The sequence below is a fragment of the Sphingomonas arantia genome, from assembly GCF_042682045.1.
In the GTDB taxonomy this organism is placed as follows: Bacteria; Pseudomonadota; Alphaproteobacteria; order Sphingomonadales; family Sphingomonadaceae; genus Sphingomonas_R; species Sphingomonas_R arantia.
Genome location: NZ_JBHUGS010000005.1, coordinates 215,248 through 230,124 on the forward strand (window position 1 = coordinate 215,248; position 14,877 = coordinate 230,124).

General features: G+C 67.5%; 11 protein-coding genes and 1 tRNA gene. 10 read left to right on the forward strand and 2 right to left on the reverse strand.

Annotation, left to right across the window (positions count from 1 at the left end):
- Positions 1-44 precede the first annotated feature (44 nt).
- Positions 45-1,265 (forward strand): MFS transporter, encoded by a 1,221-nt coding sequence (locus ACFSGX_RS16090; protein WP_380931334.1) that lies wholly within the window; start codon positions 45-47, stop codon positions 1,263-1,265.
- A 4-nt stretch (positions 1,266-1,269) separates the two neighbouring features.
- Here ACFSGX_RS16090 and ACFSGX_RS16095 read toward each other — a convergent pair whose 3' ends face one another.
- Positions 1,270-1,941 (reverse strand): TetR/AcrR family transcriptional regulator, encoded by a 672-nt coding sequence (locus ACFSGX_RS16095; protein WP_380931335.1) that lies wholly within the window; start codon positions 1,939-1,941, stop codon positions 1,270-1,272.
- Between the two features lie 163 nt (positions 1,942-2,104).
- Between ACFSGX_RS16095 and ACFSGX_RS16100 the strand changes: the two genes are divergently transcribed.
- The 3 genes from ACFSGX_RS16100 to ACFSGX_RS16110 are packed head-to-tail and all read left to right on the forward strand — an operon-like array spanning position 2,105 to position 5,422.
- On the forward strand, positions 2,105-2,590 hold the full coding sequence (locus ACFSGX_RS16100; protein ID WP_380931336.1) for a (2Fe-2S)-binding protein: 486 nt from the start codon (positions 2,105-2,107) through the stop codon (positions 2,588-2,590).
- A complete protein-coding gene (locus tag ACFSGX_RS16105) occupies positions 2,587-4,947 on the forward strand; it encodes a xanthine dehydrogenase family protein molybdopterin-binding subunit (RefSeq protein WP_380931337.1) in 2,361 nt (786 codons plus the stop codon). Before ACFSGX_RS16100 ends, ACFSGX_RS16105 begins: the two co-directional genes overlap by 4 nt.
- Positions 4,948-4,960: 13 nt before the next feature.
- On the forward strand, positions 4,961-5,422 hold the full coding sequence (locus ACFSGX_RS16110) for a CoxG family protein (protein WP_380931338.1): 462 nt from the start codon (positions 4,961-4,963) through the stop codon (positions 5,420-5,422).
- Between the two features lie 302 nt (positions 5,423-5,724).
- Here the strand turns inward: ACFSGX_RS16110 and ACFSGX_RS16115 are convergent.
- A tRNA-Leu gene (locus ACFSGX_RS16115) sits at positions 5,725-5,811 on the reverse strand.
- Between the two features lie 133 nt (positions 5,812-5,944).
- Here ACFSGX_RS16115 and ACFSGX_RS16120 point away from each other — a divergent pair.
- From ACFSGX_RS16120 to gltB, 6 genes are all read left to right on the forward strand, one after another.
- A complete protein-coding gene (locus tag ACFSGX_RS16120; RefSeq protein ID WP_380931339.1) occupies positions 5,945-6,892 on the forward strand; it encodes a complex I NDUFA9 subunit family protein in 948 nt (315 codons plus the stop codon).
- Positions 6,892-7,695 carry an undecaprenyl-diphosphate phosphatase gene (locus ACFSGX_RS16125; protein ID WP_380931340.1) on the forward strand — a complete coding sequence of 268 codons (804 nt, stop codon included), beginning with the start codon at positions 6,892-6,894 and terminating at the stop codon, positions 7,693-7,695. Before ACFSGX_RS16120 ends, ACFSGX_RS16125 begins: the two co-directional genes overlap by 1 nt.
- A 158-nt stretch (positions 7,696-7,853) precedes the next feature.
- Positions 7,854-9,308, forward strand: a complete 1,455-nt coding sequence (locus ACFSGX_RS16130; protein ID WP_380931341.1) for an NAD(P)-dependent oxidoreductase — start codon at positions 7,854-7,856, stop codon at positions 9,306-9,308.
- Positions 9,305-9,601 (forward strand): nucleotidyltransferase domain-containing protein, encoded by a 297-nt coding sequence (locus ACFSGX_RS16135; RefSeq protein ID WP_380931342.1) that lies wholly within the window; start codon positions 9,305-9,307, stop codon positions 9,599-9,601. The genes ACFSGX_RS16130 and ACFSGX_RS16135 overlap by 4 nt, the downstream gene beginning before the upstream one ends.
- A 50-nt stretch (positions 9,602-9,651) precedes the next feature.
- Positions 9,652-10,065, forward strand: coding sequence for a hypothetical protein (locus ACFSGX_RS16140; RefSeq protein WP_380931343.1), 414 nt, complete (start codon positions 9,652-9,654; stop codon positions 10,063-10,065).
- Positions 10,062-14,588 (forward strand): glutamate synthase large subunit, encoded by a 4,527-nt coding sequence (gltB, locus tag ACFSGX_RS16145; protein WP_380931344.1) that lies wholly within the window; start codon positions 10,062-10,064, stop codon positions 14,586-14,588. The genes ACFSGX_RS16140 and gltB overlap by 4 nt, the downstream gene beginning before the upstream one ends.
- Positions 14,589-14,877: the final 289 nt, after the last annotated feature.

The following is a 14,877-nucleotide window of genomic DNA, read 5'->3' on the forward strand; positions in this document are numbered from 1 at the left end:
CAAGGTGCCCGTCGCGAACGGCGCACCACATGAGAGGAAGCGCTATGGAAACCAGTGAGAGCGGCACGCCACAACGGTGGAGGGTGCTGAACATGACGTTCCTGGCGTATCTCTACGACAGCCTCGATCTGCAGATCCTCGCCATCTGCATGCCGGTCATCATCGTCTCGCTCGGCCTGTCGCTGACCGACGCCGGTCTGCTCGCGTCGGCCACCATGATCGGCACCGCACTCGGCGGCATCCTGTTCGGCTGGGTCGCGGAAAATATGGGCCGCAAGAACGCGACCGTCATCTGCCTGATCGAATTCGGCATCTTCACCACCGCGGTCTACTGGACCACCTCGTGGGAACAGCTGATGGTCCTGCGCTTCCTCCAGGGCATCGGCATCGGCGGCCTCTGGGGCCCGATCGTCGCGCTGATCGCCGACCATTGGGCACCGAAATACCGCGCGCGCGCCGCCGGTTTCATGCTGTCCACCTTCGCGCTCGGCGGCATCCTCGCCTCGCTGATGGGCCGCTATTTCCTGGCCGATCTCGGCTGGCGGATGCTGTTCGCGCTGACCGGCACCGCCACCATCGTCGGCATTCTGTTCTGGATCATCGTCCCCGCCGATCCCGTCCGCCCGCCCAAGGCGAAGGAGCCACGCATCGGCTTCGGCCGCCTGTTCCGCCCCGACATCGTGAAGCTTACCATTGGCGCGACGATCGCCGCCGCCTGTCAGATGGGCGGCTTCTGGGGCGTCTCGTCCTGGATCCCGACCTATCTGGTCAAGGTCCGCGGGCTCGACCTGGAATATATGAGCCTGTTCTCCGTCGTGATCTTCTCCGGCGCGTTCGTCGGCTACTTCGTCTACGCCTGGCTCGCCGATCATATCGGCCGGCGCAAGGCGCTGATCCTCGCCTTCCTGGCCGATACCGTCATCGTCCCGCTCTACGTGTTCGTCCCCGACGCGACTTTGCTGTTCTGGCTGGGGCCGATCATGGGCCTGTCGTTCGGCGGCGTGTTCGGCCTGTTCGGATCCTATTTCGCCGAACTGTTCCCTCAGGACATTCGCGCCATGGGGTCGGGCTTCGCGTTCAACGTCGGCCGCGGGCTTGGCGCGGTGCTGACGCCCGTCACGGTCGGCGTGCTGGCCAAGACGCACGGGCTCGGCTTCGGGATCGGCACCTGTTCGGTCCTATTCCTGGTCGGCGCGATCACCGTCTGGTTCATGCCCGAAACCCTGCGGCGCGCCGGCGATGCGAAGCTCGTTCCGGCCCACTGACCAGTCAGGCGTCGGCATCCGCGAACTGCACGCGGATGCCGGCCAGCGACGCCCGCACGGTGCGCGCGACGGTGCCGGCGATATCGTCCGGCACCGCCGTCCCATAAACGAACTTGCGGATCGCGACATAGAACACGCCGCCATGCAGCCCCCAGAACAGCTCTTCCTCGACCTCCGATGGGGACTGCGCAGGCAGACCGAGCTCATGCCGCAACTCGCCGATCGCCGGCAGGACGAGGCGGTCGCGCACGATGGTCAGATACCGCGTCGGCAAACTGTACGATTTCAGCCCAGACGAGACGAAGATCCGCACCCACTCATACTCGAACACCGAGTCGACATATTCCCGGTAGAACCGCAGCAACCGCGCCTCGACGGACAGGCTGCGGTCGGTGATCAGGCTGTTCCACTCGCTACGCCAGCGGCTCGTGAACACATGCTCGTACACCCGCTCGATCAGCGCCTCCTTGCTCTCGAAATGCCGGTAGATCACGGCGTGCGAGATCCCCAGCCGCGTCGCCAGCTCGCGTGTCTGCCCCTCGAAGCCGTTCTCCGCAAAGAACCGGACCGCCCCCTCGAGAATATGCTTCTCGCGGTCCTCCGACCGCATGTTCTTGCGGCGCGGCTTCGGCGTCTCCGGTCCGTCCCCCGCCTCGGCCAATTCAGAACTAACCATCTGGTCTTTTGTCTTGCGTGCAGACGTCGGTCGTGTCATTTTGTAACCAATCGGTCAGTTGTTGAGCGTACGCGCCGACTTCGCCTTGAACAGGAGCGGATATGACACCGTCATTGGCCGGATATCGTCCGGTGACACGCCTTTCGCAACCCGGCGAAACCGCATGATCACCACCCCGCTCGAACTGCGCGTCAACGGCGAGGATGTCGCCGAACAGGTCGAACCGCGCACCAGCCTGGCCGATTTCCTGCGCGACCGGCTGCGCCTCACCGGCACGCATCTCGGTTGCGAAATGGGGGTCTGCGGTGCCTGCCTCGTGATTCTCGACGGCGCGCCCGTCCATGGCTGCCTCGTTCTGGCCGTCCAGGCCGCGGGCCGCGACGTCCAGACGATCGAGGGCATGTCCGAAACCGGCCTCATCGCCGATCTGCAAACCGCCTTCCACGAACGCAACGCGCTGCAATGCGGCTACTGCACGCCCGGCATGATGATGACGGCGCACACTTTGCTGTCGACCGACCCGGACCCCGATCGCGACACGATCCGCCAGGCACTGTCGGGCAACTACTGCCGCTGCACCGGGTACGAGGCGATCGTCGACGCGATCGCCACCACCGCCGCCCGCCGTCGCGAAGCGGCGGCCGCATGACCGATCGCCCCGCCCATATCGGCGCGCCGCAGCTCCGCGAGAACGCGCTCCGCCACCTGGCCGGCCGCGGCGATTTCGTCGGCGACCAGCAATTGCCGCGCATGGTGCACGCCGCCTTCCTGCGCAGCCCGATGGCCCACGCCCGCATCACCTCGCTCGACGTCGACGACGCCCGCGCCGCGCCCGGCGTGATCGCCGTCTTCACCGCGGCCGACCTCAACCCGCTCTGCCAGGACTGGACCAGCCACCTCGACCATTTCGTCGGCATGGTCAGCGCCCCGCAGAACATCCTCGCGGCGGACGAGGTCCTGTGGGTCGGCCACCCGATCGCCATGGTCGTGGCACGCACGCGGGCGGAGGCGGAGGACGCCTGCGAGCACATCCTGCTCGACCTCGACGAACTCGACGTCGTCTCCGGCGTCGATGCCGCGCTCGACGTCGATACCGCGCCGGCCGCGACCGGAATCGACAGCAACCTCTGCTACCGGAACGAACTCAAGACCGACGGCGTCGATGCCGCGTTCGTCCGTGCCGCGCTGGTCGTCGAGGGCGACTATGCCTTCGGCCGCCACACCGCGGTCACGCTCGAACCACGCGCGATCATCGCCGACCATGATCCCTCCACCGGCCAGCTGACCGTCCGCCACGGCACGCAGACCCCGTTCCAGTTCCAAGACATCTACGCCCGCCATTTCGGCCTGCCCGATCACAAGGTCCGCGTCATCGCGCCCGACGTCGGCGGCAGCTTCGGCATGAAACTCCACGTCTACAACGAGGAGATGGCAACCGTCGCCGCGGCACTCATCCTCCACCGCCCGGTCCGGTTCCTGGCCGATCGGCTCGAAAGCTTCGCCTCGGACATCCACTCGCGCGAACACCGCGTCCACGCCCGCATGGCGCTTGCCGCCGACGGCACCGTGCTCGCGATGGATGTCGACGACTACGCGCCGATCGGCGCCTTCTCCGCCTATCCGCGCACCTCGGTCGTGGAAGGCAACCAGGCCTATCGCCTGATGGGCGCGCCCTACCGGATGGCGGACTATCACGGCCGCCTGACCGTGCTGTTCCAGAACAAGGTCCAGACCAGCCAGTACCGCGCCGTCGGCCACCCGATCGCCTGCCAGGTGACGGAGGAACTGCTCGACCGGGCCGCCGCCGAACTTGGGCTCGACCCGTGGGACATCCGCGCGCTCAACGTCGTGCCGGACGATGCCTACCCCGCCGTCTCGGCCACCGGCTACATGTTCGAGAAGCTCTCCCACGAGGCAAGCCTCGCCAAGCTCCGCACGCTCATGGACTATGACGCGCTACGCACCGAACAGGCGGCCCTGCGCGAACGCGGCATCCACCGCGGCATCGGCCTCGCGACCTTCGTCGAGATCACCAATCCCGGCGTCGCCTTCTACGGCGTCGGCGGCGCACGTATCTCGGCACAGGACGGCGCCGTCGTGCGGCTGACGCCCGGCGGGGAGGTCCACTGCGCCATCTCCGTCACCGAACAGGGCCAGGGCACCGAAACCATCATCGCCCAGATCGTCGCCGACCAGCTCGGCGTCGCACCCGGCCAGGTGAAGGTCACCACTGGCGACACCGACCACACCCCATCGGGTGGCGCCACCTGGGCCTGCCGCGGCGCCGGCATCGGCGGCGAGACCGCGTTGCTCGCAGGACGCAAACTCGCCGCCCGCATCACCGACATGGCTGCGGCGCTGCTCCAGGCCGCTCCCGCCGCGCTCGACCTACGCGACGGCGCGGTCGTCGATGCTGCCACCGGCGAGGTCCGCCTGACACTCGCGGAGATCGGCCGGATCGCCACCTACCGCCCCGACACGCTCCCCAAGGGCGTCGACAGCTCGCTGACCGTCGCCCACCATTTCGCGCCGTCGGGCTATCCGTTCGCCTTCACCAACGGCGTGCAGGCCAGCTTGGTCGAGGTCGACACCGAAACCGGCCTCGTCAAACTGCTCAAGCATTGGGTGGTCGAGGATTGCGGCCGGATCATCAACCCGTTGCTCGTCGACGAACAGATCCGCGGCGGCGTGGTCCAGGGGCTCGGCGCGGCACTGTTCGAAGAATGCCTCTACGACGATGCCGGGCAACTCCTGAACGGATCGATGGCCGACTATCTCGTCCCCATGGCGGGCGAGATGCCCGACATCGTCATCGGCCACATCGAAACGCCGACGGAGGACACGATCCTCGGTGCCAAGGGCGTCGGCGAGGCCGGCACCGCCGCCGCCGGCGCGGCCCTGATGAACGCCGTCAACGACGCGCTCCGCCCGCTCGGCGCCCGCATGACCCAGACGCCGATGACCCCCGCCCGCATCCTCGCGGCGCTCGGGATCGGTCACGCTTGAAAAGGATGATCCCATGGAACTGACCGGCCGCCACGAACTGACCCAGCCGCCAGAGATCGTCTGGGCCGGCCTCTTCGACCCCGCCATGCTCGCCGAATCGATTCCCGGCTGCGAGGAACTCGAGCAGACCAGCGACACGACCTTCGCCGCCGTGCTGAAGCTCAAGATCGGCCCCGTGTGCGCCAAGTTCAAAGGCGATGTCGAACTGTCCGATATGGTCGAACCGCTGTCCTGCATGCTCTCGGGCCGCGGCTCGGGCGGCATGGCGGGGTTCGCCAAGGGCTCTGCCCGCGTCGAACTGACCCCCGAAAACGGCGGCACCGTCCTCACCTACACCGCAGACGCCGCCCTCGGCGGCAAACTCGCCTCGCTCGGCAGCCGCCTGATCCAGTCCACCGCCAACAAGCTCGCGAACGAATTTTTCACCAACTTCGGCGCGGCCCTCGACCGCCGCGTCCAGGTCGTCGTGGACTGACGCCCCCGCCTGCTGCTCGGAACCGATCGCTCGGCGGTCGCAACACCAACGACATCACACCGCTCATCAGACGTAACAGCCGGTCCATCGACGGCCGTCTTCCGCTGATGGACCGGCTAACCGCGGCTTCGTCGCCGATCCCCGCCCTGCGCACTCGGCACAACGCGACATTTTCGCGGCGTCCAGATCCGCCCTCGCATGCCGAAACCTCGACTTTCGCCATCACGCGCCTCGACCCGCCAAGCCCCAAAAGGCTGGCGGGGAGCCCGAAGGCTAACTCATTCACATATAATCTGAAAAAATGGTGCCCAGAAGAGGACTCGAACCTCCACGACCTTGCGATCGCCAGCACCTGAAGCTGGTGCGTCTACCAATTCCGCCATCTGGGCACGGGGTAGGAGGGGGCCTCTAGGGGGTCGGCATGAACCTTGTCAACGGCCTTCTGCACGGGCAATGGACCGGCAACGGATTTCCGGTCGGGAATTCGGCACGCATATCATCCGGACGGACGGGAATCGATCGATGGCAGGGTTGGTGACGATCTTCGGCGGCGGGGGCTTTCTGGGCCGCTACGTCGTGCAGGAACTGCTGAAGGCGGGCGCACGCGTCCGTGTCGCGGGGCGCGATCCGAAAAACGCCTGGTTCCTCAAACCGCTCGGCGGCGTCGGCCAGACGCAGTTCGTCGCGGTCGACATCACCCGCGCCGACAGCGTCGCCCGCGCGGTGCAGGGTTCCACTGCGGTCATCAACCTCGTCGGCCTGCTCGCCGGCAAGTTCGATGCGGTCCACGTCGGCGGCGCGCGCAACGTGGCGGAGGCGGCCCACGCCGCCGGTGCCACAGCGATGGTCCAGGTCTCGGCGATCGGTGCCGATCCCGCCGCCGCCAGCACCTACGCCCGCAGCAAGGGCGAGGGCGAGGCCGCGGTCCGCACCGCATTCCCGAACGCCATCATCCTGCGCCCCTCGATCATCTTCGGGCCGGAGGACATGTTCGTGAACAAGTTCGCGCAGATGGCCCGCCTCCCCATCCTCCCCGTCCTGCGCGGCCCCGTGCTGTTCCAGCCGGCGTTCGTCGCCGACGTGGCGAAGGCCGTCGCCCGCGCCGCGCTCGATCCGCTCACCTACGGCGGCCGCACCTTCGAACTGGGCGGTCCGGACCGGATCAGCATGGAATCACTCAACCGCTGGGTCGCGAAACAAATCGGCCGCTCCCCCGCGATCGTCCCCATCCCCGACGCGGTCGGTGCGATGATGGCCAAGGCCGGCCGCTTCATCCCCGGCGCACCGATCACGCAGGACCAGTGGCTGCTGCTCCAGTCCGACAATGTCGTCGCATCGGATGCGGAAGGGTTCGCCGCGTTCGGCATCAATCCCGTCCCGCTCGCCGCGGTGGCACCCGGCTGGCTCGTCCAGTATCGCCGCCACGGCCGCTTCGCCACGGTCGACGCAACGGGCGCCGGCGCGGTCTGATGGATCACTCGCTGCTCGTCATCGTGCTGCTCGGCATCGTCGAGGGCCTGACCGAATTCATCCCCGTCTCCTCGACGGGTCACCTGCTGCTGGCGGGCGAGCTGCTCGGCTTCAATTCCGCCTCCTCCGCCACGTTCGACATCGTGATCCAGCTTGGCGCGATCCTGGCGGTCGTGGTGCTCTACGCGCGCCGCTTCACCGCGGTCGCCGCCGGCCTCGTCCGCCGCGATCCACAGGCGATCCGGTTCAGCCGTAACGTCGTGCTCGGCTTCCTGCCCGCGCTCGTCATCGGCGCGCTGGCCTACAGCTCGATCAAGGCGATGATGCAGACCCCGATGGTCGTTGCGGTGGCACTCGTCGTCGGTGGCATCGCGATCCTAGTGATCGAACGCCGCACCCGTCCGGTCGCGGTCACCTCGGTCGAGGACATGCCGTTCCGCACCGCGCTCGGCGTCGGCGTCGTTCAGTGCCTGTCGATGATCCCGGGCGTCTCGCGCTCCGGCGCCACCATCATGGGCGCGCTCAGCCTCGGCGTCGATCGCCGCACCGCCGCGGAATACAGCTTCTTCCTCGCCATCCCGGTCATGCTCGCCGCCACCGCAAAGGAATTGTGGGAGGTGCGCCACGCGCTCGGTGACACCGACTGGACCGGCATCGCGGTCGGCTTCGTCGTATCGTTCGTTGTCGCGGTGCTCGTCATCCGCGCCTTCCTCGCGATCGTCTCGCGCCACGGTTTCGCGCCGTTCGCGTGGTATCGCATCGTCGTCGGCACGATCGCCATCCTCTGGCTCGCACTGCGATAGGACCGAACCGGACCTTACCGCCTGCGTTTAAACCGCGGTCGTGCGCTTTGAGCATGCACGTTAGGATTAAATAGGACAGCCTCGCTGTACCACCGCTTGTTTAGGTCGTGACATCGGCTCCAGACTGCGACATTCGTGCGCCGCAAGAGGAGCATGCGATGGCAGACAACCCGATGTTGAGCTTCGTGCGGCTCGGCCAGCATTACCCGGCCAAGCGCCCCGCCGCCGTGCGGGCCGAGGACTTCGCGGAAATCGCCGATCGCTACGCCCGCGACGATGCGGAGGCGCAGTCGTCGCGCTGTTCGCAGTGCGGCGTCCCCTATTGTTCGACGCACTGCCCGCTCCACAACCACATCCCCGACTGGCTCCGCCTGACCGCGGAGGGCCGCCTGCGCGAGGCCTACGAGCTCAGCAATGCGACCTCCACCATGCCCGAGATCTGCGGCCGCATCTGCCCGCAGGACCGGTTGTGCGAGGGCAATTGCGTCATCGAATTTTCCGGCCACGGCGCGGTCACGATCGGCTCGGTCGAAAAATACATCACCGACACCGCCTGGGCCGAAGGCTGGGTCGAACCGGTCCGCGTCGGGCCGGACCGCGGCCAGTCGATCGGCGTCATCGGCGCCGGCCCCGCCGGGCTCACCACCGCCGAACTGATGCGCGCGCGCGGGTACGAGGTCCATGTCTACGACCGCCACGACCGTGCCGGCGGGCTGCTCACCTACGGCATCCCCGGCTTCAAGCTGGAAAAGGACGTCGTCATGCGCCGCGTCGAACGGCTGCGCGACGCCGGCATCGTGTTCCACCACGACTTCGCGGTCGGCCGCGACGCGACGCTCGCCGATCTACGCGGCCGCCACGACGCCGTCCTGATCGCGACCGGCGTCTACCGCCCGCGCGCCATCAAGGCCCCCGGCGTCGGCGCGAGCGGCATCGTCGAATCGCTCGACTATCTCACCGCCTCCAACCGCAAGGGTTTTGGCGACGCGGTCCCGGCCTATGACGACGGCGCGCTCAACGCGGCGGACAAGGACGTCGTCGTGATCGGCGGCGGCGACACTGCGATGGATTGCGTCCGCACCGCCATCCGCCAAGGCGCGAAGTCGGTGAAGTGCCTCTACCGCCGCGACCGCGCCAACATGCCGGGCTCGCAGCGCGAGGTGAAGAATGCCGAGGAGGAAGGCGTCGAATTCGTCTGGTTGTCCGGGCCGGAAGCCTTCCACGGCGACGCGCAGGTGACCGCCGTCGCCGCCACCCGCATGCGGCTCGGCGCCGCCGACGCCTCCGGCCGCCGCGCGCCCGAACCCGATCCCGCCGGCGGCTTCCGCCTCGACGCCGATCTCGTGATCAAGGCGCTCGGTTTCGATGCCGAGGACCTGCCCACGCTGTTCGGTTCGAACGAACTGTCCGTCACGCGCTGGGGCACCGTCCGGATCGATCACAAGTCGATGCAAACCTCGATCGACGGCGTCTTCGCCGCCGGCGACATCGTCCGCGGCGCCTCGCTCGTCGTCTGGGCCATCCGCGACGGCCGCGACGTCGCGGACAAGATGCACGCTTACCTCCGTGCCAAGGCAAAGGCCGCAGCGGCACAGGAGCTGGTCCCGGCATGAGGCTGCAACCGGCCGACATCGACGCGATCAAGGCCGCCGCCGCCGAAACCTTCGGCGCGGACGCTGTCGTCCGGCTGTTCGGCAGCCGCGTCGACGACACCCTGCGGGGTGGCGACATTGACCTGCACGTCGAAACCGACCCGGTCAGCGACGAATGGCACGCCCGCGACGCCTTCCTGGACCGCCTGTTCACGCAGATCGAACGGCAAAAGGTCGACGTCGTCATCACGCAGCGCGGCGGCACGCCCCGCGGGTTCGAACGGATCGCTTATCGCGACGGGATCGTCTTGTGACACCCGAGGGAGAAATCGCCGAGGACCTGCGGATCGGTCTCACTGCCCTCGTGATCAGCCTGAACGAAACGCTCGACCTCACCGGCCCCGCGCCGGTCGATCAGCCAGCCTTCGAGGCGCTCGACAAGATCCAGCGCGTCGCATCGACGTCGCTGCTTAAGGTTATCGAGCAGCTTGAAGACCAGCTCGCCCGCCTCTTCCGGACGATCCTCCAATCCCGCGCGGTCGATACCAAGGGGCTCTACGCCGCCGACTACGGCAACCACATGGAACGGCTCGGCCTCCTCGACGACGCCGGACGCTGGGTCGGCGTCGTGAAACTCCGCAACCGGCTCGTGCACGACTACCCGATCGACCCGGCGACCCAGTTGTCCCGACTGAAACAAGCGCACGAAGCGGCTCCCTTCCTCCGCGAGACCGCCGAACGCACCCTTGCCTTCCTGAACGACAGGAACCTGCCATGACCGACACCGCCTCCCCCGCCGAACGCGCCCGCATCGCCGAAGTCGGCATGTACCGCCCCGAACTCGAATCCGACGCATGCGGCGTCGGCCTCGTCGCCGCAACCGACGGCCGCGCATCGCGCCGCGTGGTCGCCGCCGCGATCGAGGCGTTGAAGGCGGTCTGGCACCGCGGCGCGGTCGATGCGGACGGCAAGACCGGTGACGGCGCCGGCATCCATGTCGACCTGCCCGTCCGGTTCTTCGACGACGCGATCGAATATTCCGGCCACGAAACGCTCCCCAACCGGCTCGCCGTCGGCATGATCTTCCTGCCGCGCACCGATCTTGCCGCGCAGGAGGCCTGCCGCACCATCGTCGAGTCCGAGATCATCGACTTCGGCTACAGTATCTATGGCTGGCGCCAGGTGCCCGTCGACGTGTCGTGCATCGGCGAAAAGGCGCTGCTCACCCGCCCCGAGATCGAGCAGATCATGATCGCCGGCCCTCTGCCGGATGCCGAGGACGCCGCCGAGTTCGAGAAGAAGCTCTACCTCGTCCGCCGCCGGATCGAACGCAAGGTGATCGAGGCGCAGATCCAGGGCTTCTACATCTGCTCGCTGTCGTGCCGGTCGATCGTCTACAAGGGCCTGTTCCTCGCCGAGGAACTGTCGATCTTCTACCCCGACCTGCAGGACGAACGGTTCGTCAGCCGCGTCGCGATCTTCCACCAGCGCTATTCGACCAACACCTTCCCCCAGTGGTGGCTGGCGCAACCGTTCCGCACGCTCGCGCACAATGGCGAGATCAACACGATCCGCGGCAACAAGAACTGGATGAAGAGCCACGAGATCAAGATGGCCTCGCTCGCGTTCGGCGAGCATTCGGAGGAGATCAAGCCGCTCATCCCGGCCGGTGCATCCGACACCGCGGCGCTCGACGCGGTGTTCGAGGCGATCTGCCGCTCCGGCCGCGACGCGCCGACCGCCAAACTCATGCTCGTCCCCGAGGCGTGGCAGAACGACCCCTCGCTCGATCCGCAGGTCGCGGCGATGTACCGCTATTTCGGCTCGGTCATGGAACCGTGGGACGGTCCCGCCGCGCTCGCCATGACCGACGGCCGCTGGGCCGTGGCCGGCGTCGACCGCAACGCACTGCGTCCGCTGCGCACCACGCTCACCGCCGATCACCTGCTGATCGTCGGGTCCGAAACCGGCATGGTGCTGGTGCCGGAGGCGACCGTCGCCGCCAAGGGCCGCATGGGTCCGGGCCAGATGATCGCGGTCGATCTCGACACCGGCACGCTGTTCATGGATGCCGACATCAAGGCGCGGATCGCCGCCGAACAGCCGTACAGCGAATGGGTCGCCGGCTTCCGCACCCTCGCCGACCTCACGCCGCCGGCCGACCCGGACGTCCCGCGCTATGCCCGCCCCGACCTCCTTCGCCGCCAGGTCGCGGCCGGCCAGTCGATGGAGGACATGGAACTGATCCTCAGCCCCCAGGTCGAGGAGGCCAAGGAAGCGATTGGCTCGATGGGCGACGACACGCCGCTCGCCGTCATCTCCGACAAGGCGCGGCTGATCAGCCAGTTCTTCCGCCAGAATTTCAGCCAGGTCACCAACCCGCCGATCGATCCGCTGCGCGAACGCCACGTCATGAGTCTCCAGACCCGCTTCGGCAATCTGGCGAACATCCTCGATACCGATGCGCAACAGTCGAACGTCCTGGTGCTCCCCTCCCCCGTCCTCACCTCGCGCGAGTGGTCGACGCTGAAGGCGCATTTCGGCGCGTCCACCGCGACGATCGACTGCACCTTCGGTCAGGACGACGGCCCCGACGCACTCCGTGCCGCCATCGCGCGCATCCGCCGCGACGCGGAACAGGCGGTGCGCGAGGGCCATACCGAACTGTTCCTGACCGACGAGGGCGTCGGGCCGGACCGGGTGGCGATCGCCATGGTACTCGCCGCCGCCGCGGTCCACACCCACCTCGTGCGCCGCGGGCTACGCTCCTACGCGTCGATCAACGTGCGCTCGGCCGAATGCCTCGACACCCATTATTTCGCCGTGCTGATCGGCGTCGGCGCGACCACCGTGAACGCCTATCTGGCGGAGGCCGCGATCGCCGACCGCCAGGCACGCGGCCTGTTCGGCGACCTGACACTCGACGACTGCCTCTATCGTCACCGCAAGGCGATCGACGAGGGCCTGCTCAAGATCATGTCCAAGATGGGCATCGCGGTCATCAGCAGCTACCGCGGCGGCTACAACTTCGAAGCGGTCGGCCTCAGCCGCGCGCTGGTGAACGACCTGTTCCCCGGCATGCCTGCCAAGATCTCCGGCGAAGGCTATGCCTCGCTTCAGCTCAACGCGCTCATGCGCCACGAACTCGCCTGGGACGACACCGTCGTGGCACTCCCCGTCGGCGGCTTCTACCGCCAGCGTGCGGGTGGCGAGGCGCACGCCTATTCCGCGCAGCTGATGCACCTGCTCCAGACCGCGGTCGGCACGGACAGCTACTCGACCTACCTGCAATTCGCGCGCGGCGTGAAGGACCTGCCGCCGATCTATCTGCGCGATCTGATGGAGTTCAACTGGGCCAAGGAGCCGATCGCGATCGACAGCGTCGAGGCGATCACCGAAATCCGCAAGCGCTTCCTCACCCCCGGCATGTCGCTCGGCGCGCTGTCGCCGGAGGCGCATGAAACGCTGGCCATCGCCATGAACCGGATCGGCGCAAAGGCCGTGTCCGGCGAGGGCGGCGAGGACCGCAAGCGCTACAAGCCCTACGAGAACGGCGACAACGCCAACAGCGCGATCAAGCAGGTCGCCTCGGGCCGGTTCGGCGTCACCGCCGAGTATCTCGGTGCTGCGGAGGAGCTAGAGATCAAGGTCGCGCAGGGCGCCAAGCCCGGCGAGGGCGGCCAGCTCCCCGGCTTCAAGGTGACCGAGATGATCGCCCGCCTGCGTCACTCGACCCCCGGCGTCACGCTCATCTCGCCCCCGCCGCACCACGACATCTATTCGATCGAGGATCTGGCGCAGCTGATCTACGACCTGAAGCAGATCAACCCGCGCGCCCGCGTCTGCGTGAAGCTCGTGTCGTCCGCCGGCATCGGCACCGTCGCGGCGGGCGTGGCGAAGGCGCACGCCGACGTCATCCTCGTCTCCGGCCATGTCGGCGGCACCGCGGCCTCGCCGCAGACCTCGATCAAATATGCCGGCACGCCGTGGGAAATGGGCCTGTCCGAAACCAATCAGGTGCTGACCCTGAACGGCCTGCGCCACCGCGTGAAGCTGCGCACCGACGGCGGGCTCAAGACCGGGCGCGACATCGTCATCGCCGCGATCCTGGGCGCGGAGGAATTCGGCATCGGCACGCTGTCGCTCGTCGCGATGGGCTGCATCATGGTCCGCCAGTGCCATTCGAACACCTGCCCGGTCGGCATCTGTACGCAGGACGATGCGCTCCGCGGCAAGTTCGTCGGCACGCCGGAAAAGGTCATCAACCTGATGACCTTCATGGCGGAAGAAGTGCGCGAGATCCTCGCCAAGCTCGGCGTCCGCTCGCTCGACGACATCATCGGCCGCACCGAACTGCTCCGCCAGGTCAGCCGCGGGCACGAGCATCTCGACGATCTCGATCTCAACCCGATCCTGGCAAAGGTCGACGCGGACGACAGCAAGCGCCGCTTCGCCATCGCCACCTTCCGCAACGACGTGCCCGACAGCCTCGATGCGCAGATGATCCTCGACGCGCGCGCCGTGTTCGAACGGCGCGAAAAGATGCAGCTGACCTACACCGTCCGCAACACGCACCGCGCGGTCGGCACCCGGTTGTCGGCGGAGATCACCGCGAAATACGGCATGTCCGCGCTCGCCGACGGCCACGTCACGATCCGCCTGCGCGGTTCGGCGGGCCAGTCGCTCGGCGCGTTCCTGTGCAAGGGGATCAAGCTCGAGGTTTTCGGCGACGCCAACGACTATGTCGGCAAGGGTCTGTCCGGCGGCATCATCTCGGTCCGCCCGATGGTCTCCTCCCCGCTCGACACGCGCAGCAACACGATCCTCGGCAACACCGTCCTGTACGGCGCGACCAGCGGCAAGCTGTTCGCCGCGGGCCAGGCGGGCGAGCGGTTCGCGGTGCGCAACTCGGGCGCAAACGTCGTGGTCGAAGGCTGCGGCGCCAATGGCTGCGAGTATATGACCGGCGGCACCGCGGTGATCTTGGGCGACACGGGCGCCAACTTCGGCGCGGGCATGACCGGCGGCATGGCCTTCATCCTCGACGAGGACGGCCACTTCCCCGCCCGCGCCAACCCCGAAAGCATCGTCTGGCAACGCCTGGCGTCGGCGCATTGGGAGGCCCGCCTGAAGGCCATGGTCGCCGAACACGCCGTCGCCACCGACAGCCGCTGGGCCAACACCATCCTCGACGACTGGGACCGCTACGCCGGCAGCTTCTGGCAGGTCTGCCCCAAGGAAATGCTGACGCGGCTCGACCACCCGCTGGACGACACGCCAGAAGTGCAGGCGGCCGAGTAACCAAAAGCCCTCTCCCCAACGGGGAGAGGGTTGGGAGAGGGGGAGTGGCAGCGGCTAACTCCCGCGCAATCCGAACCTCACGTTTCGCGAACCGCCAACTCACCCCCGCGGCCTAGAACACCCCAGGCCACACCCCCCACCCCGACCCTCCCCCCGAAGGGTGGAGGGAGCAGAACAACCAAAAGCCCTCCCCCCACCGGGGGGAGGGTTGGGTGGGGGGCGTGGCCTGACGAAACATCACCCCACACGCGTCCAACAGATTCGCGACCACGCAAAACACAAAAAAGAA

What these genes read in the sequence shown, in the direction of transcription:
- ACFSGX_RS16090 (WP_380931334.1), top strand. Translation starts at nt 45, where the DNA reads ATGGAAACCAGTGAGAGCGGCACGCCACAACGGTGGAGGGTGCTGAAC.
- ACFSGX_RS16095 (WP_380931335.1), bottom strand. Translation starts at nt 1,941, where the DNA reads ATGGTTAGTTCTGAATTGGCCGAGGCGGGGGACGGACCGGAGACGCCG.
- ACFSGX_RS16100 (WP_380931336.1), top strand. Translation starts at nt 2,105, where the DNA reads ATGATCACCACCCCGCTCGAACTGCGCGTCAACGGCGAGGATGTCGCC.
- ACFSGX_RS16105 (WP_380931337.1), top strand. Translation starts at nt 2,587, where the DNA reads ATGACCGATCGCCCCGCCCATATCGGCGCGCCGCAGCTCCGCGAGAAC.
- ACFSGX_RS16110 (WP_380931338.1), top strand. Translation starts at nt 4,961, where the DNA reads ATGGAACTGACCGGCCGCCACGAACTGACCCAGCCGCCAGAGATCGTC.
- ACFSGX_RS16120 (WP_380931339.1), top strand. Translation starts at nt 5,945, where the DNA reads ATGGCAGGGTTGGTGACGATCTTCGGCGGCGGGGGCTTTCTGGGCCGC.
- ACFSGX_RS16125 (WP_380931340.1), top strand. Translation starts at nt 6,892, where the DNA reads ATGGATCACTCGCTGCTCGTCATCGTGCTGCTCGGCATCGTCGAGGGC.
- ACFSGX_RS16130 (WP_380931341.1), top strand. Translation starts at nt 7,854, where the DNA reads ATGGCAGACAACCCGATGTTGAGCTTCGTGCGGCTCGGCCAGCATTAC.
- ACFSGX_RS16135 (WP_380931342.1), top strand. Translation starts at nt 9,305, where the DNA reads ATGAGGCTGCAACCGGCCGACATCGACGCGATCAAGGCCGCCGCCGCC.
- gltB (WP_380931344.1), top strand. Translation starts at nt 10,062, where the DNA reads ATGACCGACACCGCCTCCCCCGCCGAACGCGCCCGCATCGCCGAAGTC.